Origin of the sequence: Frigoribacterium sp. Leaf8 (assembly GCF_001421165.1) — a bacterium.
Lineage (GTDB): Bacteria > Actinomycetota > Actinomycetes > Actinomycetales > Microbacteriaceae > Frigoribacterium.
In genome coordinates, this window is the sequence record NZ_LMKB01000005.1 from 489,527 (window position 1) to 514,499 (window position 24,973).

Sequence of the window (24,973 nt, forward strand, 5' to 3'; positions counted from 1 at the left end):
CCTCCACTATTCAGATCTGCAGGCTGCACGCACGATGGCGCGCGCAGCATCCCCCTACGGTACCCGAGAGCGGGGTGGACGGCGGACCGTCCGCGAGCTCGACACCGCGCCTCCTCGGGGTCGCCACGACCGGGACGAGGAGGCGCGGTGCCGGCGCTCAGGACGCTCGCGGAGCCGTCAGGGTCGCGACGGCCTCGGCCACGGGGACCGGCGTGCGCTCGCCCGTGCGGCGGTCCCAGAGCTCGACGACGCCCTCGCCGGCCGAACGGCCGACGACGACGATCTGCGGCACGCCGAGGAGTTCGGCGTCGCCGAACTTGACGCCGGGCGAGACCTTGGGTCGGTCGTCGTAGAGGACGTCGAGACGGTGGGCCTCGAGGTCGGCGGTGAGTTTCTCGGCGACCTCGTAGACCACGGGGTCCTTGCCCGTGGCCACGACGTGGACGTCGAAGGGGGCAACGTTGGCCGGCCAGATCAGGCCCTTGGCGTCGTTGTTCGCCTCGGCGATCACCGCGAGGATGCGCGTGACGCCGATGCCGTACGAGCCCATCGTGACCGTGACCTGCTTGCCGTTCTCGTCGAGCACCTTGAGGCCGAGCGCCTCGGCGTACTTGCGGCCGAGCTGGAAGACGTGACCGATCTCCATGCCGCGGGCGGTCTCGATGGGGCCGGAACCGTCGGGCGCGGGGTCGCCCTCGCGGACCTGCGCGGCCTCGATGGTGCCGTCCGCGGTGAAGTCGCGGCCCATGACGAGGTCGGCGACGTGCACGCCCTTCTCGTTCGCCCCGGTGACCCAGGCCGAACCCTCGACCACGCGCGGGTCGACGAAGTAGCGGATGCCCGAGTCGGACTCGCCACCGAGCACCTGGGGGCCGAGGTAGCCACGGACCAGCACGGGGTTCTTCGCGAAGTCGGCGTCGCCGGCGGCCTCGACCTCGGCCGGGGCGAAGGCGACCTCGAGCCGCTTCATGTCGACCTCGCGGTCACCCGGCAGGCCGACCACGACGAGCTCACGGCGTCCGTCGAGGTGGCTGAGGGCGACGACGACGTTCTTGAGCGTGTCGGCAGCCGTCCAGGGCCCGGAGTCGCGGGACTCGTCGGCGTTGAGCTGGGCGACCAGCGAGTCGATGGTCGGCGTGTCGGCCGGTGCCAGGCGACGGGAGGGGGCGAGGCCCTCGAGCGGGACCGTGTCGGGGACGATCGTCGTGAAGGCCTCGACGTTGGCGGTGTAGCCGCCCGCCGAGCGGACGAAGGTGTCCTCGCCGATGGCTGTGGGGTGCAGGAACTCCTCGCTGCGCGAACCGCCCATGGCCCCGGCATCCGCCTTGACGATGACGTACTCGAGGCCGAGCCGCGTGAAGATGCGCTCGTAGGCGTCGCGCTGCTTCTGGTAGCTGTCGTCCAGGCCGGCGTCGGACGCGTCGAACGAGTAGGCGTCCTTCATGGTGAACTCGCGGCCGCGCAGCAGGCCGGCCCGGGGTCGAGCCTCGTCGCGGTACTTGTCCTGGATCTGGAACAGGGTCAGCGGGAGGTCCTTGTAGGACGAGTAGAGGTCCTTCACCAACAGGGTGAAGGCTTCCTCGTGCGTGGGGGCCAGGAGGTAGTCGGCGTCCTTCCTGTCCTTGAGGCGGAACATGCCGTCGCCGTACTCGGTCCACCGCCCGGTGGCCTCGTAGGGCTCGCGAGGCAGCAAGGCGGGGAAGTGCACCTCTTGGGCGCCGGCGGCCTGCATCTCGTCACGGATGACCGCCTCGATCTTCGCCTTGACGCGCAGGCCGAGCGGCAGCCAGGCGAAGACCCCAGGTGCCTGACGGCGGATGTACCCGGCACGGACGAGCAGCCGGTGGCTGGTCACCTCGGCGTCGGAGGGGTCTTCTCGGAGGGTGCGGACGAAGAGCTGGGAGAGACGTGTGGACACCCGTCCAGCTTAGGGGCGTGCCCGGGTCACCACGGCTTGCCGTCGTAGTCACCCGGGTTCTGCTCGTAGTAGCGGTCGCGGTCGGTGTCCTGCTGTTGCTGCTGCTGGCTCTGTTCGCCCTGCTGCTGCAGCTGGTCGAGCGGGTCGTCGGACTCGGCCTGCCCCTCGCCCTCGCCGGGCTCGTCTCCCCCGGCGCCGGGATCGCTGCCGTCGTCCCCTCCGGGCTGCTGCTCGTCGCCCTCGCCCCCCTGGGCCTGCTGCCCCTTCTCGTCGAGGCGCTGCTGGGCGTCGTCGAGCGGCTGGGAGGTGTCGGGCTGCCGGGGGTCCTCCGGCGGCTGGAAGCACCCCTCGGGAGCCTCGTCGACGGTCTTCGCCCCGAGTTCGTACAGCGCCTCGGCGTCGGCGTAGCGCAGTTCGAGCAGGGCGGCATCGCCCTGGGCCTCGATCGTGAGCACCAGGTTGACCCGGATGACGCACGAGATCGTGGCGTCGTCGGGGGCGAGGTCGAGTGCCGTGACGAACTCCTGACGCGCGACGTCGAGCACGCCGATCTGGGCGTAGGCGGTCCCCCGGTCGAAGTGGTGCACCCAGGGCTCGACCACGTTGGCGACGCCGAGGGGTTCGGACCAGGAGGCGCTGCGCTCGAACTCCCTGTCGCCGTACGACCACTGCGTCAGGGCGGCGAAGGCGGGCAGGCTGAGCAGCTTCAGGGCCACGAGCAGCACCACGAGCACGACCGGGGCCGACCAGAGCAGCAGCCGACGCCGGAGGCGTCTCCGGTACTGCTCGACGTCGGGCCCGGCCTCGGCCTCGTGGGCGCGGCGGATCTCGTCGACGGGCGGGGGGACGAGGGTGTCGGTCACGGGCGGACTCGCCTCTCGGGTCGTGAGGCGTCGGGTCCCGACGGCGCACCGCGCCCTCGACCGCGTCCGGCGCGGACGGGCCGTGGTGGACGGACCTCGCCCAGTGCCCTCGCCACGAGTGCGACGTCGAGGAGCAGCAGGACGAACAGGGGGATCGCGGCGATCCAGTAGAGGTCGATCAGGCTGTCGGCCCGTCCCTCGTCGGAGGCCACGGCGCCGTCGCGGACGTCCGCGACCGCAGCGTCGACGGATGTGTCGGCCGTGCGGTGCACGTACGGCACGCCGAGCTGATCGGCGATGCGCCGCAGGGCGTCCTCGTCGATCGTCGAGACGGCATCGGGATCGCCGGGCTGTGTGCGGTCCTGGATGTACTCCTTCGTCGAGTACTCGTCGCCGTAGCCGTCGAAGACGCGCATCTTGCCTCCCCGCTCGGTGCCGTAGCCGAAGACGGCACCGCCGTCGACGTCGCCGGCGGATGCCGCGAAGCTCTCGGGCTCGGTGCCGCTGGTCTGCTCGCCGTCGCCGAGGTAGTAGACGACGTTGGCCCGTTCGGGCGCACTCTGCCGGGCCTCGGACAGCCGCTCGGCCAGCAGGTCGTTCGCCTCGCTGACGGAACTGCCGCTCGAGTAGTAGGTGACCTCTTGGTTCATGGCGTCGGCCGCGGCGACCACGGCGGAGGCGTCGTCGGTCAGCGGCGTCCGCAGGACGGCGGTGCTGTCGAAGGACAGCAGCGAGAACCGGGCTCCCGCCAGCTGCGAGGTGACCTCGGCGATGTCGGCCCGCACCCCGTCGAGTCGACGCCGACCGTCGCCCCAGTCCTCCGCCGCGATGCTCGACGTCGTGTCGACCACGAAGAAGACGTTGAGCTGGGCGACCGACGCCTGCGCCGACCCGCCCGGCAGGCTCGGCCGCACGGCGACGACGAGGAGCAGGGCGACGATGACCAGACGTCGCACCCAGGTGAGAAGGGCCCGTCGTCGGCCCCGCTCGGCCACCACGCGCCAGCCCGTGAACCCGAGCAGGGCGACGGCGGCCACGGCGAGGAGCCACCAGGGCAGGACGGGCTGGAACACCAGCGCCCGGGCGATCACAGGCGCACCCGCCAGAGCAAGACGAGCCCGCCCATCGCGACGAGCAGGGCGGCGATCGCCAGGGCCTGCGGGTGGTCGGTCACCACGAGCCGTCGGGCACCGGTGAAGAGCCCCGCCTCGCGGGCGTCGATCTCGTCGACGATCTGCGGCACGGTCGTCGAGTCGTCGAGGGCGTAGTAGCCACCGTCGGTCGACTCGGCCGCGGTGCGCAGTTCGGCGGCGACCTGGTCGGCCACGGCGTCCGTGGCGTGGTCGGCGGGGTTCACCGCGTACACGCGGACGTCGCGCTCGGTCGCCAGGTCGGCAGCCTCGGTGAGCGTGAGCAGGGCCTTGCCGTTGACGTAGTTGTCGGTGGCGAGCACGACCGACTTGGGCCGCGTGCTGTCGTCGTCGCCGAACCCGAGGACGCACGACGCCAGACCGTCGCCGATCAGCGACGCACCGTCACCGAGGTCGGTGCCCGTCCAGTAGCGGGTCCCGTTCTCGCCCATGGTGTCGAACGAGTCGCGGTACTGCTCGAGTTGCGTGCGCACGAAGTCGTAGTCGTCGGTGAGCGGGAACGCCTGCACGGCCGAGCTGTCGAAGAGGTACAGCCCGACGCGTTCGCCGTCGAGCCCCTGCGAGAGGGTCGAGAAGGTGTCGACGATCTGGGAGTCGACCTCGGTCATCGAACCCGACACGTCGAGGCAGAGCATGATGTCGCGCTTGTACGACTGGGGCTCGACGACGTCGGTGCTCGAGACGCGGGCCGCGAGCAGGACGCTGATGCCGGTCAGCGCCACCATGGCGACGAGGACGACCGCGAGCGCGGCACGGTAGCGCCGGACGACGCGCTGGTACGCGGGCAGCGCGGTCAGCCGCTCGCCGTGCGCGACCGGGACGCCGAGGCGACGGAGGCGCGCTCTGTCGCGGCGCCTCCACCGCACGTAGAGCCATGCCGCGACCGCCACGACCGCCAGTGCGACCAACGGGACCCACCAGAAGATCAGCCCCATGACGACACCAGGTCCCTCGCGGTGGCGACGGCACGGGCCGGGTCGCCGGGCGCTTCGAGCCGGAAGGCCGGCGGGTAGTACTGCTCGACCGCACCGACGAGCCGGGGCAGGTTCGACTCGCGGAGGTCGGCGAGGGTCATCACGTGGGTGTCGACCCCGTTCGTCTCGTGCGCGAAGAACCGCAGGAGCAGGCTGAGCCGGGAGTGCACGCCACGGTCGTTCAGCCGCCCCGAGGAGGCGGCCGTCTCGACCTCGTCGATCAGGGCGAGGTACTTCTCCTTGGTGTCGGCGAGGGCGACCGGTCGGGAGGCCGCGCGGGCCGCCCGCTGGGCCGGAGGGAGGCGGCGGGCCGAGAAACGGATCACGAAGACGTACCAGGCGGCCACGAGTGCCAGCCCGACCAGGCCGAGCACCAGCCAGAGCACCCAGAGCGGGTACTGGTAGGGCCCGAAGAAGTCGTCAGCGCCCGACACGACGGTGCTTCTCTATCAGGGTGAACAGCCCGGGAACGACCTCGGCCTGGCTGCCGAGCCGTTGGCTGCTGATGCCGAGGGCCAGGAGCTCGCGCTCGGTGTCGCCGACGCGCCGCAGGGAGGAGTCGTCGAACTCTCGACGGAGCTGCGCGTTCTCGCGCAGGTACGCCGGCAGTCCGGCCATCTCGCGGACGTCGAAGACCTCGCCCGCCCGACCCGCGCGCGTCATCAGGTCGGCGTCGCCGATCGTCAGCCAGACGACCTCGTGCTGCGCGCGCAGACGCCGGAGCAACCGGGTGATGCGATCGTCGATCGCGACGTCGTCGGTGATCACGAGCAGCATGGAGCGCCGCCGGATGCCCCGCGCGACCCACTCGAGCACGGCCGCGAGGTCGCTCGTCGGGGCGTCGAGGTCGACGCGTCGGTCGACCTGCCGCAGGAGGGTCTCGAGGTGGGCTTCGGTCGCGCCCGCCGGGTGCGCGCGGGTACCCGACGAATCGCCCGCCACCAGTGACACGACGTCACCGTGCTTGGCGGCGATGTAGGCGAGGGCGCCGGCCGCCATCAGGGCGATGTCTTTCTTCGATTCGCCGCTCGTGGCCGTCGCGGCCATGTTGCGACCGGTGTCCATCACGAGGACGAGGTTCTGCCGGCGGCTCGCGATGTACCGCTTGACCAGGGGCTCGCCGTGACGGGCCGTGGCCTTCCAGTCGATGTCTTTCACCTCGTCGCCCGGGACGTAGGCCCGGAGGTCGTCGAAGTCGTGGCTGCGCCCGTGGTGCACCGAGGCGTAGCCGCCCTCGAGCAGGTCGATCGTGCGTCGGTGGGCGAACAGCCCCATCTTCGTCCTGACGCGCAGCAACAGGCTGGCCACCGGCGTCAGGGGGTCTGGACGGCGCCGAACACGGCGTCGATGATCGTCTCGGGCGCGACCTCGTCGGCCGTGGCCTCGTAGTTGAGGATCATGCGGTGTCGCAGCACGGAGTGGCGCAGGTGCTTGACGTCTTCGGGGATGACGTAGTCGCGCCCGTGCAGCAGGGCGAGGGCACGGGCCGCCTGCATGAAGGCGATGCTGGCCCGGGGGCTGGCCCCGAACTCGACGTAGTCGGCAAGGGTCGCCGGGATGTACTGCTGCGGGTGCCGCGTGACGTAGATGAGCTGCACGATGTAGTTGACGATCGACGCGTCGACGTAGACGCGCTTGGCCAGGTCTTGCAGGTAGACGACGTCGGCCAGGCCGACGCCCGTGGACGGTGCGGCGGCCTCGTCGTAGACGCCGCTCTCGATGCGCCGGATGATCTCGGCCTCCTCGGCGGGGGTCGGGTAGTCGAGGATCTCTTTCAACAGGAAGCGGTCGAGCTGCGCCTCGGGCAGTTGGTAGGTGCCCTCTTGCTCGATCGGGTTCTGGGTGGCCAGGACGAGGAAGGGCGACGGCAGTCGGTAGACCGTGCCCCCGATGGTCGTCTGTCGCTCTTGCATCGCCTCGAGCATGGCGCTCTGGGTCTTGGCGCTCGACCGGTTGATCTCGTCGAGCAGGACGAAGTTCGAGTGGACCGGCCCGAGCTGGGTGACGAAGGTCGATTTCTGGGCGTCGTAGATCTGGGTGCCCGTGATGTCGCTCGGCAGGAGGTCGGGCGTGCACTGGATGCGCCGGAAGCTCGCGTCGATCGACTGCGCGATGGTCTGTGCCGCGGTCGTCTTGGCCAACCCCGGGACGCTCTCGAGCAGGACGTGCCCGCCGGTGATCAGGGCGACGAGCAGGGTGTCGCGGAGTGCGGTCTGACCCACGACCTTGCGGCCGAACGCCTGCGACACCGCCCCGACGATCTGCCGAGCCCGCTCGAGCTCGGCGGGCGTCACGGGGGCCGGAGCCGGCGGCGGGGTCGGGCTGGCGGTGGCGGTGTCGGTCACGCGCCCCACTGTAAACCAGTCCCCCGACAGCTCCCGTGCCCCCGGGCACCGCGCCTCATCGCCGGAGCGCGCGCCTCGCCAGCCAGTTGCCCAGGAACTGGACGAGCTGCACCAGCACGATGATCAGCAGCACCGCGGCCCAGGTCACGACCGGGTCGAACTGCCGGTAGCCGTAGAGCAGGGCGAAGTTGCCGAGCCCGCCGCCGCCGATGTAGCCGGCCACCGCCGACATGTCGACCAGCGCGACGAAGATGAACGTGTAGCCGAGGACGAGCGGTCCGAGCGCCTCCGGCAGCAGCACCGTTCCGATGATGCGGGCCGGGCCGGCCCCCGCCGCCCGTGCGGCCTCGATGACGCCCGGCTGCACGGTGAGCAGGTTCTGTTCCACGATGCGCGAGATGGCGAACGACGCGGCGAGCGACAGGGTGAAGATGATGGCCGGGTTGCCGCTGCCCGACCCGATGACGAACCTCGCCAACGGCTGGGCCGCGGCCAGGAAGATGATGAACGGAATCGGTCGGAACACGTTGACGACCACGTTCAGCACGCCGTAGACGACGCGGTTCGCGAAGAGGGCTCCGCCCCGCGTCAGGTAGAGCGCCAAGCCGAGCAGGAGTCCGCCGATGCCGCCGAAGAGGAGGGTCAGGGCGACGATGTAGACGGTCTCGACGGCCGCCTGCCACAGCATCGGCTGCAGTTCGATCAGGGAGTCCATCAGCGTCCTTCCGTGGGTCGGACCGACGTCGTCGGCGAGGTGGGCAGTTCGGTCGCGTCGTCGCCCAGCTCGGCGACGGCCGCTCGGACGGCCGCGTCGTCGCCGGTCACGGCGAGGGTCAGGGTGCCGAACGTGCGTCCCTGGATGTCGTTCACGCCGCCGAAGACGATCTCGAACGACAGGCCGTGACGCGCGAGCAGCGCGAAGACGTCGCGCTGGTCGACGCCACCCTCGGCGATGCGCACCGACACCAGGACGCCGGGGTGGCGGGCCCGCAGCGCATCGAGTTCGTCACCGTGCGGCGTGCCCGCGATGACCGTCGAGACGAACCGTTTGGTCGACGCCTGCTTCGGGTCGGAGAACACCTCGAAGGTGGGGCCTGTCTCGACGACGCGGCCGGAGTCCATCACGGCCACCCGGTCGGCGATCGACTTGATGACGTCCATCTCGTGGGTGATCACGACGATGGTGATGCCGAGCTCGGCGTTGACGCGTTTGAGCAGGGCGAGCACCTCGCTGGTCGTCTCGGGGTCGAGGGCGCTCGTCGCCTCGTCGGCGAGCAGGATGCGGGGATTTGTCGCGAGCGCGCGGGCGATGCCGACGCGCTGCTTCTGACCACCCGAGAGCTGGTCCGGCCGCGCGTGGGCCTTGTCGCCGAGGCCGACGAAGTGCAGCAGGTCGCTGATCCGCCGCTGGTGCTCGTCCCTGGGTACCCCCGCCGCCTTGAGCGGGAACTCGACGTTGCCCCAGACCGTCTTCGACGAGAACAGGTTGAACTGCTGGAAGATCATGCCGATGCCGGCCCGGACCGAGCGCAGTTCGCGCTCACGGAGGCCGGTGATCTCGCGGCCGTCGACGCGGATGCTCCCGCTCGTCGTGGGCTCGAGGGCGTTGACGAGGCGGACGAGGGTGCTCTTCCCCGCGCCCGAGTAGCCGATGATGCCGAAGATCTCGCCCTCGGCGATCTCGAGGCTGACGCCGTCGACCGCGGTCAGCGGTGCGGCGCCCTTCTCACGGGGCGGGTACGTCTTGACGACGTCGGTCAGGGTGATGGCGGGCACGCGTTCTCCTCGGCACGGGCGGAGGCCCGGACCGCGAGCGGATGCTGCGCGCGGTCCGGGCCGGGGTGGCGACCTGGTGGGTCAGCCGTTCTGTTCGACGAGCTTCTCGGTCTCGGTCAGCGACTTCTCGAGGTCGCTCGCGGGGATCTTCGTGATGATCGCCGTGCCACCCGAGTTGTCGACGACGCCGTCGGTGACGGCCTTGGTGTCCTGGTAGATCTGGACGAGCTTCTGGTAGGTGGCGTCGTCCTTGTCTTCCGCCCGGGCGGCGAAGACGTTGGCGTAGGGCACCGACGAGGGGTCGTTGGGGTCGTCCTGGGCGATGACGTCGTCGGTCGACAGACCGGCCTTCGTCGCGAAGTCGTTGTTGATGATCGCACCGGCGTAGTCGGGCAGTGACGTGGCGGCGAGGTCGGCGCTCACCGTCGCGACCTTCACCTTCGACTTCGACTCGTCGACGTCGTTGACGCCCGAGAAGATCGTCCCGCCGTCCTTCAGCGAGACCAGGCCGTTCGACTGCAGGACGAGCAGGGCGCGGGCCAGGTTGCTCGAGTCGTCGGGGATCGCGATGGTGTCACCCTCCTGGAAGTCGCTCAGCTCGGTGTACTTCGACGAGTACAGGGGCAGGGGGTAGATCGCCGTCGAACCGATCGGCACGATGTCGTTGCCGGATGCCACGTCGTACTGCGCGAGGTAGACGATGTGCTGGAACTGGTTCAGGTCGATCTCGCCGTCGGCGAGGGCGGGGTTGGGCTGCTCGTAGTCCGAGTAGTCCACGAGGTCGACCGTGATGCCCTCGTCGGCCGCGGCCTGCACGAAGTCGGCCCAGTACGGGTCGCTCGCGCCCACGACGCCGATGCGGACGGTCTCGTCGTCGCCACCGCCACGGGTGACTCCGATCGCGATGCCGACGGCGGCGAGCACGACGACGACCGCGACGATGACGGCGATCAGACGACCGGGGCCCTTCTTGGGGGCGTCGATCAGGGGGGCGCTGCTGGTCATGGGTTCCTCTCGGGGCGCTGCGGGAGCACCGCTCGGGGGTGGGCCGGGGCCGTCACGGTGCGTCGTCCATGCTGGCGGACGCCCCGGGGCGCGTCACATCGGGGCGTCACACGACGACACACGGCCCCGTCGGCCCGGCCGCGGACGCGACCACACGAAGGAGGCGCGGTGCGAGAGATCTCGCACCGCGCCTCCTGACGGGGGTCGCGTCGCCCCCGGGGTGGACCCGATCAGACGGTGACGACCTCGGGCGAGCCCAGCTCGCCGGGGGGCATCTCGGCGGCGAGACGGTTCGCCTCGTCGATGAGGGTCTGGACGATCTCGGACTCGGGAACGGTCTTGATGACCTCGCCCTTGACGAAGATCTGACCCTTGCCGTTGCCCGAGGCGACGCCGAGGTCGGCCTCTCGGGCCTCGCCAGGACCGTTGACGACACAACCCATGACGGCGACGCGCAGCGGGACGGTCATGCCCTCGAGCCCGTCGGTGACGTCGTTGGCCAGCTTGTAGACGTCGACCTGGGCGCGACCGCAGCTCGGGCAGCTGACGATCTCGAGCTTGCGCTCGCGCAGGTTGAGCGACTGCAGGATCTGCAGGCCGACCTTGACCTCTTGGGCGGGCGGGGCACTGAGGCTGACGCGGATGGTGTCGCCGATGCCCTCGCTCAGCAGGATGCCGAAGGCCGTGGCCGACTTGATCGTGCCCTGGAACTCGGGCCCGGCCTCGGTCACGCCGAGGTGCAGGGGCCAGTCGCCGCGTTCGGCGAGCTGGCGGTACGCCTTGACCATGACGATCGGGTCGTTGTGCTTGACCGAGATCTTGAAGTCGTGGAAGTCGTGCTCCTCGAAGAGCGAGGCCTCCCACACGGCGGACTCGACGAGCGCCTCGGGGGTGGCCTTGCCGTACTTCTGCAGGATGCTGGGCTCGAGCGAGCCGGCGTTGACGCCGATGCGGATCGAGACGCCGGCGGCCTTCGCCGCGGCGGCGATCTTGCCGACCTGGTCGTCGAACTTGCGGATGTTGCCGGGGTTGACCCGGACCGCCGCGCACCCGGCGTCGATCGCCTGGTAGACGTAGTTGGGCTGGAAGTGGATGTCGGCGATGACCGGGATCTGGCTCTTCTTCGCGATGATCGGAAGGGCCTCGGCGTCGTCACGGCTCGGCACGGCGACGCGCACGATGTCGCAGCCGCTGGCCGTGAGCTCGGCGATCTGCTGCAGGGTGGCGTTGATGTTGGGGGTCGGAGTCGTGGTCATCGACTGCACGCTGACGGGGGCGTCGCCACCCACGAGCACCTTGCCGACCTTGATCTGCCGCGTCTTGCGGCGCGGGGCGAGGACTTCGGGGACCTTCGGCATTCCGAGATTGACTGCTGGCACGAAGTCATCGTAAACCTCGGCGCTGGACGCCGAGTGACGGACGCGTGACCGGTGCGTCACGGGTCGCTCGCGACCGGACGTCAGCCGAAGATGTCGATCGGGTTCACGATGTCGGCGTAGGTGAGCAGGACGGTCATGCCGCCGAGCAGGATCACGATGGCGAAGGTCACGGGGATGGCCTTGGCCGTGTCGACCGGGCCCGGGTCGGGCCGGCGGAGGAGCTTGGCGAAGCCGCGGCGGATCGCCTCGATCAGGGCCCCGGCCACGTGACCGCCGTCGAGCGGCATCAGCGGCACCAGGTTGAACACGAAGAGGGCGACGTTGAGGCTCGCGAGCAGCCCGACGAGGGTGCTGATTCGGTCGACCACCGGGATCGTGTCGAGGCTGGCGATCTCGCCCGCCATGCGACCGACGCCGACGACGCTGACCGGTCCGTTCGGGTCGCGCTCGGCCCCGCCGAAGGCGGCCTGGGCCACCCCGACCAGTCGCTGCGGCAGGGTGACGATGACACCGACGACGTGCGAGATGTTGTCGCCGACCGCCGGCAGCACGGCCGTCACGGGCTCGCGCACCTTCTCGTAGGCGAACCCGATGCCGACGAAACCGACCTCCTGCGTCTGCGAGCTGCCGTCGGGGTTCGTCGCCACGGCCCCGCTCGACGTCGTCACGTAGCGCTCGGACAGGGCCGGAGTCACCTGGAGCGTGCGCTCCGTGCCGTCGCGGTCGACCACGACGTCGAGGGTGTCGCCGGGAGAACGCTGCAGGATGCCCGTGATCTGGTCGCCGTCGGTCACGGTCGTCCCGTCGATCGACACGATGCGGTCGCCGTTCAGCATGCCCGCGGCGTAGGCCGGGGCCTCGGGCGCGTCCGAGGGGCAGCTCGTCTCGGTGGAGCCGGCGGGCAGGACGCAGGTGCTGACGCTGCCGACCGTCGTGCTCGCCTGCTGGACGCCGAAGCCGCAGAGCAGCACCGCGAACAGGGCGATCGCGATGAGCAGGTTCATGAACGGGCCGCCGAGCATGATGATGACGCGCTTGTACACGGGCAGACGGTAGAAGGTGCGCGACTCGTCGCCCTCGTCGACGGTCTCGGCGCTGGCCGTACGGGCGTCCTGCACGAGGGTGTTGAAGAAGCCGGTGCTCGACTGGCGCGCGCCTCCCCCGGTCCTTCCCGGGGGGAACATGCCCGACATCGAGATGTAGCCGCCGAGCGGCAGGGCCTTGACGCCGTACTCGGTCTCGCCCTTCTTGCGCGAGAAGACGGTCGGCCCGAAGCCGATCATGTACTGGCCGACCTTCACGCCGAACTTCTTCGCCGGCACGAGGTGGCCCACCTCGTGCAGGGCGATCGACACGGCCAGCCCGACGACCATGACCAGGACGCCGAGCACGAAGAGGAGGATCGTCTGCACCGGGCAAGGGTAGCCGCCCGTGCCCGGACGTCCACCGCGCCGGGGCCATGACGACGCTGGGAGCCCCGAACTGGGGCGGCGGGCTCAGCGGGCCAGCAGTGCGTCCGCCTCGGCACGGGCCCAGCGTTCGGCCTCGAGCACGCCCTCGAGGCTGCTCTCGCCCGCGGTGTGCCGGTCGACGACGGCCTCGACCACGTCGAGGATGTCGAGGTACCCGACGCGTCCCGCGTGGAACGCCAGGACGGCCTGCTCGTTGGCCGCGTTGAAGACGGCCGGGTACGTCCCCCCCGCGCGCCCGACCTGCTTGGCGAGTCGCACGGCCGGGAAGGCCTGTTCGTCGAGGGGCTCGAACGTCCAGGTGGAGGCGCGGGTCCAGTCGAGCGGGACCCCCACGCCCTCGACGCGGTCCGGCCAGGCGAGCCCGAGCGAGATCGGGAGGCGCATGTCGGGAGGCGAGGCCTGGGCGATGGTCGAGCCGTCGACGAACTCGACCATCGAGTGGACGATCGACTGCGGGTGCACCGTGACGTCGATGTGGTCGTAGTCGACGTCGAAGAGCAGGTGCGCCTCGATTACCTCGAGCCCCTTGTTGACGAGGGTCGACGAGTTCGTCGTCACCACCAGGCCCATGTCCCAGGTGGGGTGCGCGAGCGCTTCGCGCGGGGTGACGTCGGCCAGCGATTCCCGTGTGCGACCGCGGAACGGCCCACCCGACGCCGTCAGGACGAGCCGACGCACCTCGCGGTCGGAGCCCGACCGCAGCGCCTGCGCGATCGCCGAGTGCTCGGAGTCGACCGGCACGATCTGGCCGGGGGCGGCGCGCTTCGTCACGAGATCGCCTCCGACGATCAGGCTCTCCTTGTTGGCCAGGGCGAGCGACGCCCCCGAGTCGAGGGCGGCGAGGGTCGGCGCGAGGCCGACCGAGCCCGTGATGCCGTTCAGGACGACGTCGGCCCGGACGTCGCGGACGAGCTGCACCGACTCGTCGGTGCCGAGCGCCGTGTGCTCGACTCCGAACTCGGCGGCCTGCGCGGCCACGCCCTCACGGTCGGAACCGGCGGAGAGGCCGACGACCTCGAAGAGGTCGGGATGGGCCCGGACGACGTCGAGGGCCTGGACCCCGATCGAACCGGTGGAGCCGAGGATCGTGATGCGACGCATGGGATCAGCCTAGGGCGAGCGTCGTCAGGGCCGCCCACCGCCGCGAGGCGAGCCCTGGTCGGGCGGACCGGGGGCTAGGCGACGGAGAGGATGTCGATGACGAAGACGAGCGTGTCGGTGCCCCCGATGCCGGCCGACGGTTGACCGGCCTCGCCGTAGCCCTCGGCGGGCGGGATGATCACCACGACCTGCGAGCCGACCGTCTGACCGGTCATGGCCTTGGCGAACCCGGGCACGACCTGGTCGGTCGAGAACGGTGTCGGCGTGCCCTTGCCCCAACTCTGGTCGAAGACCTCGCCGGTGGTCCAGTTCACGCCCTGGTACTGGACGGTGACGTTCGCGGGGTCGGGGACGACGGGGCCGTCGCCCTTCTTCAGGACCTCGATCTGCAGGTCGGACGGCGGTTCGGTGCCGGGCGGGATCGTCACGGTGGGCCGACCGTCGTCGGCGAGCTCGACCGTCGGGAAACCGTCCTTCGGGGGCTGGGCCTCACCCGTCGCCTTGGTCGGCACGATCGAGACGACGTCCGCGACGATGACCACGGGCGTGGGTGCGGCCGCCTGCTCCCCCGCGGTCGCGGTCGTCATGTCGGCCGCCGAGGCGACGGTCACCGTGCGGCTGCCCGAGGGCACGCAGGCGATGGCGTCGACGATGCCCGGCACGTAGTAGTCGGTGCTCACCGTGAGCTGCGTGGGCTGCTGACCCTCGTCGAAACCGGCCGAGGTGACCTCGGCCCCGGTGGTCGCGTCGTAGACCGCGATGCGGACGTTGGCCACCGCGCCCTGCCCGGCGACCTCGCCGCTGCCCTCGACCAGGGTGGTGCGCTGGGTCGACGAGACCTCGAGCGGGGTGTCGAAGACGACCTCGGGCTTGCTCTCGACCTCGCCCGTGACGTCGACGCCGTCGGACAGCGCCCCCGGCGTCGGCGCCTTGCAGTCGCCCGCCGCGCCGCTCGCCGTCGGCGACGGTGAGGTGGAACCCCCCGTGCATCCGCTCAGCACGAGGACGACGAGCGGAACGGCCGCCACGGCGGCGAACCGTCCTCGGCGGACACGGGCGGACGGACGAGGAGGCGCGGTGCGGATCATCGGGGAATCGTGTCGGGGGTCGGCGGCGACGGTCGACTAGGAGACGGCGAGGATGTCGATGACGAAGACGAGCGTGTCGGTGCCCGAGATGCCGGCCTGCGGGGCGCCGGCCTCGCCGTAACCGTCGGCCGGCGGGATGACGACGACGGTCTGCGATCCGACGGTCTGCCCGACCATGCCGTCCGCGAAGCCGGTGATGACCTGGTCGGTCGAGAAGGTGGCCGGTGCACCGCGCGACCAGCTCTCGTCGAAGATTTCGCCCGTGTTCCAGATGACGCCCTGGTACTGGACGGTGACGGTGTCACCGGCCTGGACCGTGGCTCCGTCGCCCTTGATCAGGGTCTCGACACCGAGTTCGGTCGGAGCGTCCGCGTCGGGGACGGTCACCGTCGGGCGGCCGTCGGCGTCGAGCTCGACCGTCGGGAACCCGTCCTGCGGGGCCTGGGGCTCGCCGGAGGCGCGCAGCGGGACGTCGGAGGTCGCCTGCGACGAACTGCTCGGCGTCGCCGCATCGGAGGACCCGCCGGCGTCACCGGCACAGGCCGCGAGCGACAGGAGGAGGGCGGGGACGGCCAGGAGGGCGAGGGAACGGCGCATGGGGATCTCTCGGTCGGGGTGACGGGGGTCGTGCCGTGGGACTCGGCGCGGCGGAGGTGCCGTGCCATTCTGCCTCACGCCGGGTCGGCTTCTCTGGACACCGCCACGACGGTGGGCTCGTGACCGACCGGGAAGGCGACCGACGCGGCGATGAAGCACTTGCGGCTCGCCTCGGCGTGCAGCTCGAGGGCGCGCTCGACCATGTCGTCGTCGGCGACGGTCACCCGGGGCCGCAGGGTCACCGAGGTGAAGCGACCACCGCCGTCGTGCGTCTGGGTCATGCGTCCCACGGCGGCGTCCTCGTACGCGACCACGACCACCCCGGCGGCCGCGGCGACGTGCAGGTAGCTGAGCAGGTGGCACTGCGCCAGTGCGGCGAGCAGCAGCTCCTCGGGGTTCCAGCGGTCCGCGTCACCGTGGAAGGTGCGGTCGGCCGACGCCAGGACGTCGTGCTGCTTGCCGGTGGCGACGATCGTGGCGTCGCGGCCGTACGAACGGTACGAGGTCGTGCCCTCGCCCCGGTCGCCCGTCCAACGGACGTCGACGGCGTAGTCGTGGTCGAGCATGCTGCCTCCCTCTCGGGCCCCTCGTCGGTGCGACGTGGTCGCGTGGCGGGCCTCGGTACACTCCCCATCATGACCGACCCCCGCCCCGCCGCGCCCTCCCGTCACCCCTTGACCGCCTCGGCCAGCGTCGAGCTGGCCGTGCTCGAGCGCTCGGGTTGGGACGAGAGCCGTCACCTCGGAGCCGGTGTCGTCGTGGACGCCGACGGACGCGAACTGCGTCGGATCGGGGACGCCGACGCGACCATCTACCCGCGCTCGTGCCTCAAGCCGTTGCAAGCGCTCACGGTGCTGCGGTCGGGGGTCTCCCTCGACGGCCCCCAGGCCGTGCTGGCCACGGCGAGCCACGCGGGCACGCCCGCCCACCTCGAGGTGGTCGAGGCGTTGCTCGGCCGGTCAGGCAGCACCGAGGACGACCTCCTCTGCCCGCCGGACTGGCCCGGTGACCGGGCCAGCGCCCGCGAGGCCACCGCGCCGCGCCGGCTCGCGATGAACTGCTCGGGCAAGCACGCCGCGTTCCTCCTCGCCTGTGCCGAGAACGACTGGGACCCGTCCCGCTACGTCGCCACCGACCACCCCCTGCAGGCCGCGGTGCGCGAGACGGTCGCCGAGTTCACCGGCGAGGCCGCTGACCACTCCGGCGTCGACGGCTGCGGTGCCCCGGTGATCGCGACCACCGTGGTCGGCCTGGCCCGGGCGATCGCGCGCATCACCGGGTCGGTCGGCGCGACCGGGTCGGGACGCGACGGCCACGCCGCGCATCTCGTCGAGGCCGTCCTGGGCGACGCCTGGGCGATCGACGGTCCCGGTCGAGCCAACACGGTGACGATCGACGAGCTGGGCGTGCTGGCCAAGCTCGGCGCCGAGGGCGTCATGGTGATGGGCACGACCGACGGCGTCGCGGTGGCCGTGAAGGTGCTCGACGGGAACGTGAGGGCCGGCACCCTGGTCGCGCTGCGCCTCCTGGTCGACGAAGGGGCCGTCGACGCCGCCGCCGCCGCTCGCGTCGTCGAGCGCACGCTCGAGAAGGTCACCGGCGGTGACGGCCTGGTGGGCCGCATCCGCCTGGGCAGCGGGGTCGACCGCTAGGCGCACCGCGCGACGTCGTCGAGCACCGACACGAAGGCGACCCGCAGGCTCTGTCGGCACGGCCGGCCGTCCTTGAGGGTGACCGTCGCTCCTCCGTCCTGACCCATCACGACGACGGTGTCGACCGGGGGTGGCTCGGCCTCGGGCCGTGCCCCGCCCGAGGTCGGCGCCCGGACCACCACGCAGTCGATCGCCGCGGCCGCGTCGACCGACGATGCCCCTGCGGCCCGGAGCTGACGGCGGAGGCCCGACGCGACGGCCTCGGCCACCACGGGTGGACCGACGACCCTCACGGCCGACGAGAGGGGCACGCACAGCGGAGCCTCGTCGAGGGTGGCCGCCTCGGCCCGGAGGCGTGCCAGACGTTCGGCGACCGGGTCGCCCGGCTCGAGGTCGTCCTCGGGACGCCCCTCGAGGACGAGCCCGCTGGAGGCGCGACCCACCCCGAGCACCAGCACCCGGGTCGGACGACGTGCGACGTCGCACTCGTCGAGCCGATCGGCCGTCGGGTACCAGTCGGCCAGCTCACGCGACCGCACCGCCCGGAGGCGCGCGACGACCTCGTCGACGTCGTCGAGGGCGGCCAGGAACCTCGACCGTTCGCGCCGTGCCGTGAGCGTCGCCCCGACGACACGGTCGACGGCCCAGCCGACGAGGACCGCGAGAGCCGTCGCGAGCGAGAGCCCGAGGACGGCAGGCGGCGCGGTCCACGGGACGAGAGCACCGCACGCGGACACGACGGCACCCGTCGACATCGCCGCCACGGGCGTCGCCGTCGGGCGGGGTCTGGCCGGCCCGGACGGCAGCCGGACGCGGGACGGCAGGACCGGTGACGCCGCGGTGGTCGAGGAGTTCATGACTCCAGTGGAGCGGAGCACCGGCCGCGGCGGGTACCGGGTGGTCGGGTCGGGGGAAGGACCGACCACCCTGCCGCGTGGGGAGGAGCCGTGGGTCAGACCACGACGAAGAACTGCTCGCCGATCTCGACCCGGGTGCCACGCGTCACGCGGACGCGGACTCCGGGATCGGCACGGCGGGGCGGGAGGTCACGAGGACGGACGACCGTCCCGTTGCCGGACCACCGGTCGCTGACCCAGAGGGCTCCGGCCTCCTGACCGAACTCCAGATGCGTCTTCGACACGGACTTGCCGGGATCGACGATGCGGACGAGCTGGTCGAAGCGCTCCCCCGGCTGGGGCGTCGGTGCACGGCCGACGAGGCCGGTCCCGTCGACCGTGATGCTCTCACCGGTGCTGAACTGCAGCACGTACTCGGTTCCGAGTGCACCACGACGGACGATCCGGGTCTCGTCGACGTCGGCGTCGTCGGGCAGGTCCACGGGCACCCGACGCGGGCGCCAGGACGGAGCCGACGACGACGTGGGAGCAGGGGGGAGGTCGGCGACGCTCGGCGTCGGAGTCGCCGCCGGTCGTTCGGCGCGGAAGCCCGGGACGTGGTCGATCGGTTCGGGTGCCGGGCGTGGCGTGGCGTCCTGCCGGTCGTCGGCCTCGTCTCGGACGGGTACGTCGTCGCCGGAGCCCGGGCCGTCCGGAGAGGTCCCGGCGTCGTCGGAGCCCGATCCGGCGCCCTCACGGTCCTGTGTGGCGGGACGACGGCGGAGGACGGACTCGCCGTCGGGTCGCCACTCGGGCGGGAGCGGGACGACCGGGCCCGTGAACGACAAGGCGACCGACTGCACGACCGCACCGCATTCGCCGCAGAAGATGTCGTCCTCGTCGATGGGTGCGCCACAGTGCGTGCACCGTTCGGGGACGACGGCGGAGCCCGGTTCGACGAGCGGTACGGGCTCCACGAGCGGTGCGGGCTCGACGAGCGGTACGGGCTCCGGGCGGTCGGACTCGGGGAGAGCGGGCCGGGACCTGCTCGGGACCGGCGGGCGGAGGTCACGGCCGAGGGCGGCCACCGGGGCGGTGTCGCCGTCCCGCGGCCCGTCGGCCGTCGGCCGCACGAGAGGCGGCGGGCCCGCAGGAGGCGCGACCCGGTCGCCGGGGGCGACCTCGGAGGCGGAGTCGGACGAGGGAGCGGACTCGTCCGGCATCGCCGTCGCCTCGGGGTCGGTCGCGCCCTCGGTGTGGTCGTTCTCGACCGGCCGGGTTCCGTCAGGGGCGGTGGACGTCTCGACCTCGCCTGACGGGGCCTCGCCCTCGTCGTCTCGATGCCCGTGGGACGCCTCGGCGGAGGAGGGTTCGACGGCGGCCACCACGTCGGGAGAGGACTCGTCCGATGCGAGAGGCGTCAACGACGCCGTCCAGAGCGGGGCGGACGAGGGGCGGGGCCCGTTGTCGGGGTGCTCGGAGGGCACTCGGAGCGGTGTCGGCGATCCGACCGTCTCGGGTAGCGGCGTCGCGAGGGCCCCGACCGGGCCGTCGGGGACGGCGGGGATGCCCGAGACGGCGGGGTTGCCGGGGTCAGGGGTCCTCGGGGACTCGGCCCGCGCCTCCTCGGAGGCCGTCGGGCGGTCGTCCTCGCCCGTGGACACGACGGTTCGATCGTCGACCGGCCACACCGGGGGCTCGGGAGCCGACGCGGGCGCTTCGGACCGCGCGTGATCGACACGGGCCGGCTCGACCTCGACCCCGGGCACGCCGGTGTCGGCCTGACGGTCGCGCACCCACCACGGGGGTTGCGCATCGCTGCGGCGGGGGTGCGAGGTCGCACGCGGAGGAGCCTCGGGCAGGTCGGGCGCACTGGTGGCGTCGACGTGCTCGGTGGCGGCGTCGGCCCGACGTCGGGCAGCCGCGAGGTCTGCGCTCGAGACCGCCCGACCGCATTCGCCGCAGAACATCGCGCCGATGGGCAGGGGGCTGGCACAGGTGGGGCAGTACATCAGTCGTTCCTCTGTCGCTCGGGAGGGGTGCGCCCATGGTAACCACGCAAAGATCGGAGCGAGACCGCCGCGGCGAACCGCTGCCGCCTCGTGAGCCCGACGCCGAGGGCGTGTCTCATCTCGGCGACGGCCGTCCAGACGCGGTCGGCGTCGGACTCCGCGGGCGGGTTCGGCGAGAACACCGCACGGTCCGCCACCCGGGCGAGCACTGCGGGACGCGAGCCACCGACGACGGCGGCGACCTCGCTCCGGGTCGCCGCGGGCGGGGTGCGGATGCCGTGGTCGACCACGGCGTCCTGGAACTCGTGCCAGCCGCCGCTGATGCGGTCGGAGGGACTCGTCGCCGTTCGGCGGCGACGACGCCGCTGCGCCTTGAGGACCACGACCGTCACGAACGGGGCCGCGAGCAGACCGGCGACGAGGGCGCTCCAGCCGACGACCCGCACGACCGCCAGGACGATGGCCAACCAGGCCGGAGGGGTCTCGGGATCGTCCTGCTCGGACTGCGGCGGCGTCTGGTCGTCCCGCATCTGAGGATCCTGGGGTGGGGGCTGGACGACGGACTCGGGCCGGGAGATCTGCGTCGGGTCCTGTACCTGGTCCTCGGGGATGGGACGTTCAGCCGGGTTCGGGTCGAGCGCCACCCAGCCGTACTGGGCGGTGTCGACCTCGATCCAGGCGGTCACGCTCGACCCCGTGACGTCGACGGGGCCCCCGTCCGTCTCGGGGGCGAATCCCATGACGACCCTCGCCGGGAACCCCAGCCGGTCGGCCATGAGCGCGGCGGCCGTCGCGTACTGCTCGGCGTCGCCGATCATGACGGGATCGGTGAAGAGCTGGGCGATGCGGTCCGCACCGTGCCCGGATCGGCTGACGGGTTCGTCGGCGGTGACGCCGTGGCTCACGTAACCGTCCTCGCGCAGGGCGCTCAGCGCCGCCCGGAGGCGCGCCCCGGGGCCCTGGACCCCGGCGACGTCCTCCTCGAGCGAGGAGGTCAGCTCGTCGGGCACGTCCCGCGGCGTCGGCACGGTGGCGGTCCCCGGTGTGAGCGCGTCGAGCTCGTCGTCGCCGGGCTGGCGGGGCTCGACCGCGTCCAGTCGGTACGAATCGCCCTGCCGCAGTCCGCCGAGGACGGCCGCCGTGCCCGTGAGGTCGTTGTAGAAGAACGCGTCCCGCCGCGCATCCGCCGTGGGTCCTCCGAACGAGACGGATTCGAGTCGACCGATGGTGGGGAGCCAGAGGTCGTCGTAGGCACCGATCGTGACGTCCACCGCGGTCGCCTGCCCGTCGACCCGGGATTGGTCGACGTCGGACGGCACGCGGGTGAAGAACCCGGAGGCGCTGTCGACCTGGCCGCTGCCGACGCTGTAGACGACACCGTCGTAGGTGTCGAGCGTGGCCACGCGCAGTCGTTGACCGTCACGGAGGCCCGAGACCGTGAGGAGCGTCTGGTCGACGGTCGGCTCCTGTTCGTACGCCCGGAAGCCGCTGAGCGGGCTGACGTGGTCCCGCGGGTCGAACGGTTGCTCGACGACCGTGCGCGCCACGGTCCGCGAGGTGACCGGCGGGAGCGCGGCGACGGCGACCGTGCCGGCCGTCCCCGCGACGGCCAGCGTGGCGAACGCGCCGACGACGGCCCGGACGGCCACCGGGCGGTGCCCGGCAGACGTCGTGGCAGCACGGGTGGTGAGGGCGCCGAGCGCGAGGCGACGTCGACGGAGGCGCCACCAGACGACCCAGGCGACCACCGTCACCAACACGGCGAGACCGGTGACGCGGGGCCACCAGGCCTCGCCCGGACCGAGCACGATCGCCGCGATCCAGACGACGACGGGAACGACGACGGCGAGTTCTCCGCGTCGGCTGCGGAGCGCGACGGACAGGCCGACGACCGTGCCGACGAGGACCAGCGCGAAGACCGGCACCAGCAGGGCCTCGTAGCTGCCCACCGGCAAGGCGATGGTGACGAGCTGCTTCCAGCCGAGAGCGGTCGCCGAGACCAACGTCAGGAGGCCCCGACCCGTGGGCAGCACGCCGCCGAAGGCTTGCGACGGCACGGCGAGCGGCACCCCGAGCAACAGGTACGCCACGATCGTCGCCGCGAACACCCACACGCTCGACAGCCGGAGGGCGGCGGTGCCCAGCGCGATGACCACGCCGACGGCGAAGGCGACGACGACGAGCACGACGAAGGCGGCGCTCTCGTACACCGGCCAGAAGGTCACGGTGGCGGCGCCGAGCGAGGCCGCGAACAACGCGACGACCCAGGCGACGAACGGGGCTCGCAGTCGTGACGGCCGCGCGCGGGACCGTGCGCGCGGAGCAGGCGCCGCGGGCCCCGCGGGCGTCCGGACCCCGTCGACGACGCTCATGCGCTCGCCGTTCGGGCGAGCGACTTCTGCAGGTCCTCGAGGAACCCGATGGTCAGCACGGTGAGATCGGCGATGCGCCTCATGCCGGGGACCGTCTCGGGGTCGCACACGATCGCCACCACCTCCACCCCCAGGGGGAACTGCAGGGCTGCGGCGCGCATCTCGGTGACCGTCGTCGTGGACCCGACGACGAGGAACGCCACCGAGATCCCCACGACCTGATCACCCGCCACCCGCGCGACGTCGGTGATGGCCAGCGCCGACTCCGCCGACGTGACGACCGCGAGTTCGTCGAGCAGGCGGTTCCGGGTCAGCGTGCTCAGGGAGCGGATCTCGAGGTTCTTCCGCTTGGCGAACTCGGGGGTGGTCTCGCCGACGACGACGCTGACCTCACGCGCGTCACGGATGGCGCGAGCACCGAGAGAACCCGCGACGCTGACGGCCAGTTCGAACTCGTCGTCGTTGGCGAAGTCACCGGCCGCGAGGCTCAGGGCGATGACCAGGTGGCTGCGCCTGCTCTCCTCGAACTGCCGCACCATGTAGGTGCCCGTCTTGGCGGTCGACTTCCAGTGGATGTTCCGTCGTTCGTCGCCCGGCTGGTACTCGCGCAGGGCGTGGAACGAGATGTCGCTGGGCGAGAGGTCACGCGTCGGATTGCCCTCGAGGTCACGGATGAGACCCGTGCTCGTGCTCGGGATGCCGATGGTGCGGGGGTGCACGAACACCTCGGTGACGCCGGTCCATTCGATCTCGCGTCGGGCGAGGCCGACCGGGTCGCCTCGCACGGTGCTGACCGGACCCACTGCCACGACGCCGCGTCGGGTGGTGGGCAGGTCGAACGACTCGGCGACCTCGTCTCCCGAGCGGAGGCTCGGCAGGCCGATCTCGGCGAGCCCCGGTCCGACGGGGACCTCGACGGACACTCCGAGGATGCGGCGGGCGCTCGCGTTGCGCACCCGCACGGTGCCGGCCGCCGGGGCGCCGACGGCCACGCGCTCGTGCGGGATCTCGAGCGTGATGCGGACGGTGTTCCGTCCGACGAGAGCGAGCCCTGCGACGAGCAGCAGGACGATCGCGGCGAACCCGACCACCACCAACTCGGTCCAGCCGAGCAGGTAGCCGACGAGCAGCCCGACCGGTGCGGCGACGAGCATCGACCACCCGAAGGGCGTGACCACCGAGGAGGCGCTGGTGAACGCCCGGCGGACGGAACGGCGAGCCCCGCGCGTCGTCCTGACCAGCAGGACGAGCAGGTCCGCTCCGATGCCGGTACGGTCGCCGACGATCCGGGTCCGGGCGTTGGTCAGTCCTTGCGTTCCCGTCGAGAACGCGGAATCGAATCGCTGGTCGGTGCCGCGGCTGCCGACCCTCGGTCGTGTCCGGCCGGCGCGGGACCCGTCCACGGTCGACCCCGGCACGGGCCGGGCGGCCCGGTCGGTGCCTCGGGGACGCTCGCTCACACGGCTACCCGTTCGGCGGGCGGCGCCGTCTCGATGAGCAACTGGCTGACGACGCTGGACGGCGTGACCCCGTCGAACTCCGCTTCGGGGTCGAGCACCAGACGGTGGGCGAGCACGGGCTCGGCGAGCGACTTGACGTCGTCCGGGATCACGTAGTGACGACCGAGGGACGCCGCGTAGGTCTTGGCCGAACGGACGAGGGCCAGCGCACCGCGGACGCTCACACCGAGACGGACCTCCTGGGCCGTTCGCGTCCCGTCGACGAGGCGGGCCACGTAGTCGCTGATGGTGGGCTCGACGTGCACGGTGCGGGCGAGTTGCGCCATCTCGGTGATGACCCCGGCCTGGACGATCGGGTTGAGGCTGCCCTCGTGGACCCTCGTGGCGGAGCCCTCGAGGATGCGGACGGTCGCCGCGTGGTCGGGGTAGCCGATCGAGGTCTTCATGATGAACCGGTCGAGCTGGGCCTCGGGAAGACGGTAGGTGCCGGCCTGCTCGACCGGGTTCTGGGTGGCGATCACCATGAACGGCGACCCCACGGGGTGGCTGACGCCGTCCACCGTCACGCGGCTCTCTTCCATCACCTCGAGGAGGGCGGACTGCGTCTTGGGGCTGGCGCGGTTGATCTCGTCGGCGAGGACGATGTTGGAGAAGATCGGCCCGCGGTGGAACTCGAACCCGCCGGCCTTCTGGTCGTAGATGCTGACGCCGGTGATGTCGCCGGGCAGGAGGTCGGGGGTGAACTGCACACGGTTGCTCGAGCCCTGGACGCTCTGGGCGATCGCGCGGGCGAGCGAGGTCTTGCCCGTGCCCGGGAAGTCCTCGAGCAGCAGATGCCCCTCGCTCAGCAGAGCCGTGAACGACAGCCGCACGACGAAGGTCTTGCCCAGCAGCACCTGGTCGACGTTGGCCACCAGTCGCCCGAAGATGTCGGAGAACCAGGTCGCCTGCTCGGGGGTCATGCTCATGTGT

At 71.7% G+C, this 24,973-nt stretch carries 22 protein-coding genes; 1 reads left to right on the plus strand and 21 read right to left on the minus strand.

Annotated elements, in window-relative coordinates:
- Positions 1 to 157 precede the first annotated feature (157 nt).
- The 16 genes from ASL10_RS07025 to ASL10_RS07100 all read right to left on the minus strand — a co-directional run bounded on the left by ASL10_RS07025 (position 158) and on the right by ASL10_RS07100 (position 16,235).
- The gene (locus tag ASL10_RS07025; protein ID WP_056045826.1) at positions 158 to 1,918 is read right to left on the minus strand and encodes a proline--tRNA ligase; all 1,761 of its coding nucleotides are present in this window, start codon (positions 1,916 to 1,918) and stop codon (positions 158 to 160) included.
- A gap of 26 nt (positions 1,919 to 1,944) precedes the next feature.
- The gene (locus ASL10_RS07030) at positions 1,945 to 2,781 is read right to left on the minus strand and encodes a hypothetical protein (RefSeq protein WP_056045829.1); all 837 of its coding nucleotides are present in this window, start codon (positions 2,779 to 2,781) and stop codon (positions 1,945 to 1,947) included.
- A complete protein-coding gene (locus tag ASL10_RS07035) occupies positions 2,778 to 3,872 on the minus strand; it encodes a VWA domain-containing protein (protein ID WP_056045832.1) in 1,095 nt (364 codons plus the stop codon). Before ASL10_RS07035 ends, ASL10_RS07030 begins: the two co-directional genes overlap by 4 nt.
- Positions 3,869 to 4,867 carry a VWA domain-containing protein gene (locus ASL10_RS07040; protein ID WP_056045834.1) on the minus strand — a complete coding sequence of 333 codons (999 nt, stop codon included), beginning with the start codon at positions 4,865 to 4,867 and terminating at the stop codon, positions 3,869 to 3,871. Before ASL10_RS07040 ends, ASL10_RS07035 begins: the two co-directional genes overlap by 4 nt.
- Complete coding sequence (locus tag ASL10_RS07045) at positions 4,858 to 5,340, minus strand: hypothetical protein (RefSeq protein WP_056045838.1); 483 nt, start codon at positions 5,338 to 5,340, stop codon at positions 4,858 to 4,860. The genes ASL10_RS07040 and ASL10_RS07045 overlap by 10 nt, the downstream gene beginning before the upstream one ends.
- Entirely contained in the window at positions 5,327 to 6,214 is an 888-nt protein-coding gene (locus ASL10_RS07050) for a DUF58 domain-containing protein (protein ID WP_056045840.1), read from the minus strand. Before ASL10_RS07050 ends, ASL10_RS07045 begins: the two co-directional genes overlap by 14 nt.
- A 5-nt stretch (positions 6,215 to 6,219) precedes the next feature.
- A complete protein-coding gene (locus ASL10_RS07055) occupies positions 6,220 to 7,251 on the minus strand; it encodes a MoxR family ATPase (protein WP_082460258.1) in 1,032 nt (343 codons plus the stop codon).
- A 55-nt stretch (positions 7,252 to 7,306) separates the two neighbouring features.
- Entirely contained in the window at positions 7,307 to 7,966 is a 660-nt protein-coding gene (locus ASL10_RS07060) for a methionine ABC transporter permease (protein ID WP_056045843.1), read from the minus strand.
- Entirely contained in the window at positions 7,966 to 9,027 is a 1,062-nt protein-coding gene (locus tag ASL10_RS07065; RefSeq protein ID WP_056045846.1) for a methionine ABC transporter ATP-binding protein, read from the minus strand. The genes ASL10_RS07060 and ASL10_RS07065 overlap by 1 nt, the downstream gene beginning before the upstream one ends.
- An 81-nt stretch (positions 9,028 to 9,108) precedes the next feature.
- Positions 9,109 to 10,032: a MetQ/NlpA family ABC transporter substrate-binding protein gene (locus tag ASL10_RS07070; protein ID WP_056045848.1), complete on the minus strand. Its 924-nt coding sequence runs from the start codon at positions 10,030 to 10,032 to the stop codon at positions 9,109 to 9,111.
- A gap of 230 nt (positions 10,033 to 10,262) precedes the next feature.
- Positions 10,263 to 11,411 carry a flavodoxin-dependent (E)-4-hydroxy-3-methylbut-2-enyl-diphosphate synthase gene (gene ispG, locus ASL10_RS07075; RefSeq protein WP_171007237.1) on the minus strand — a complete coding sequence of 383 codons (1,149 nt, stop codon included), beginning with the start codon at positions 11,409 to 11,411 and terminating at the stop codon, positions 10,263 to 10,265.
- A gap of 80 nt (positions 11,412 to 11,491) precedes the next feature.
- Positions 11,492 to 12,823, minus strand: a complete 1,332-nt coding sequence (locus tag ASL10_RS07080; RefSeq protein WP_199736192.1) for an RIP metalloprotease — start codon at positions 12,821 to 12,823, stop codon at positions 11,492 to 11,494.
- An 84-nt stretch (positions 12,824 to 12,907) separates the two neighbouring features.
- Positions 12,908 to 13,984 carry a 1-deoxy-D-xylulose-5-phosphate reductoisomerase gene (dxr, locus tag ASL10_RS07085; RefSeq protein ID WP_056045850.1) on the minus strand — a complete coding sequence of 359 codons (1,077 nt, stop codon included), beginning with the start codon at positions 13,982 to 13,984 and terminating at the stop codon, positions 12,908 to 12,910.
- Between the two features lie 74 nt (positions 13,985 to 14,058).
- Positions 14,059 to 15,072, minus strand: a complete 1,014-nt coding sequence (locus ASL10_RS07090; protein WP_056045853.1) for an FKBP-type peptidyl-prolyl cis-trans isomerase — start codon at positions 15,070 to 15,072, stop codon at positions 14,059 to 14,061.
- A 36-nt stretch (positions 15,073 to 15,108) separates the two neighbouring features.
- Positions 15,109 to 15,669 (minus strand): FKBP-type peptidyl-prolyl cis-trans isomerase, encoded by a 561-nt coding sequence (locus tag ASL10_RS07095; protein ID WP_056045854.1) that lies wholly within the window; start codon positions 15,667 to 15,669, stop codon positions 15,109 to 15,111.
- 74 nt (positions 15,670 to 15,743) lie between these two features.
- Entirely contained in the window at positions 15,744 to 16,235 is a 492-nt protein-coding gene (locus ASL10_RS07100; RefSeq protein ID WP_056045857.1) for an OsmC family protein, read from the minus strand.
- Positions 16,236 to 16,304: 69 nt separating this feature from the next.
- Here ASL10_RS07100 and ASL10_RS07105 point away from each other — a divergent pair, with 69 nt between their 5' ends.
- Positions 16,305 to 17,321 carry an asparaginase gene (locus tag ASL10_RS07105; RefSeq protein ID WP_056047589.1) on the plus strand — a complete coding sequence of 339 codons (1,017 nt, stop codon included), beginning with the start codon at positions 16,305 to 16,307 and terminating at the stop codon, positions 17,319 to 17,321.
- On the opposite strand, the gene ASL10_RS07110 is transcribed toward ASL10_RS07105, so the two are convergent.
- The 5 genes from ASL10_RS07110 to ASL10_RS07130 all read right to left on the minus strand — a co-directional run bounded on the left by ASL10_RS07110 (position 17,318) and on the right by ASL10_RS07130 (position 24,969).
- Positions 17,318 to 18,178 (minus strand): hypothetical protein, encoded by an 861-nt coding sequence (locus ASL10_RS07110; RefSeq protein WP_157485312.1) that lies wholly within the window; start codon positions 18,176 to 18,178, stop codon positions 17,318 to 17,320. The two genes, ASL10_RS07105 and ASL10_RS07110, sit on opposite strands and share 4 nt — an antisense overlap.
- A 95-nt stretch (positions 18,179 to 18,273) precedes the next feature.
- Complete coding sequence (locus ASL10_RS07115; protein WP_056045865.1) at positions 18,274 to 20,169, minus strand: zinc-ribbon domain-containing protein; 1,896 nt, start codon at positions 20,167 to 20,169, stop codon at positions 18,274 to 18,276.
- A complete protein-coding gene (locus ASL10_RS07120) occupies positions 20,169 to 22,541 on the minus strand; it encodes a transglutaminase domain-containing protein (RefSeq protein ID WP_056045867.1) in 2,373 nt (790 codons plus the stop codon). Before ASL10_RS07120 ends, ASL10_RS07115 begins: the two co-directional genes overlap by 1 nt.
- The gene (locus ASL10_RS07125) at positions 22,538 to 24,001 is read right to left on the minus strand and encodes a DUF58 domain-containing protein (protein WP_235452545.1); all 1,464 of its coding nucleotides are present in this window, start codon (positions 23,999 to 24,001) and stop codon (positions 22,538 to 22,540) included. The genes ASL10_RS07120 and ASL10_RS07125 overlap by 4 nt, the downstream gene beginning before the upstream one ends.
- Positions 23,998 to 24,969, minus strand: a complete 972-nt coding sequence (locus tag ASL10_RS07130; protein ID WP_056045870.1) for a MoxR family ATPase — start codon at positions 24,967 to 24,969, stop codon at positions 23,998 to 24,000. Before ASL10_RS07130 ends, ASL10_RS07125 begins: the two co-directional genes overlap by 4 nt.
- Positions 24,970 to 24,973: the final 4 nt, after the last annotated feature.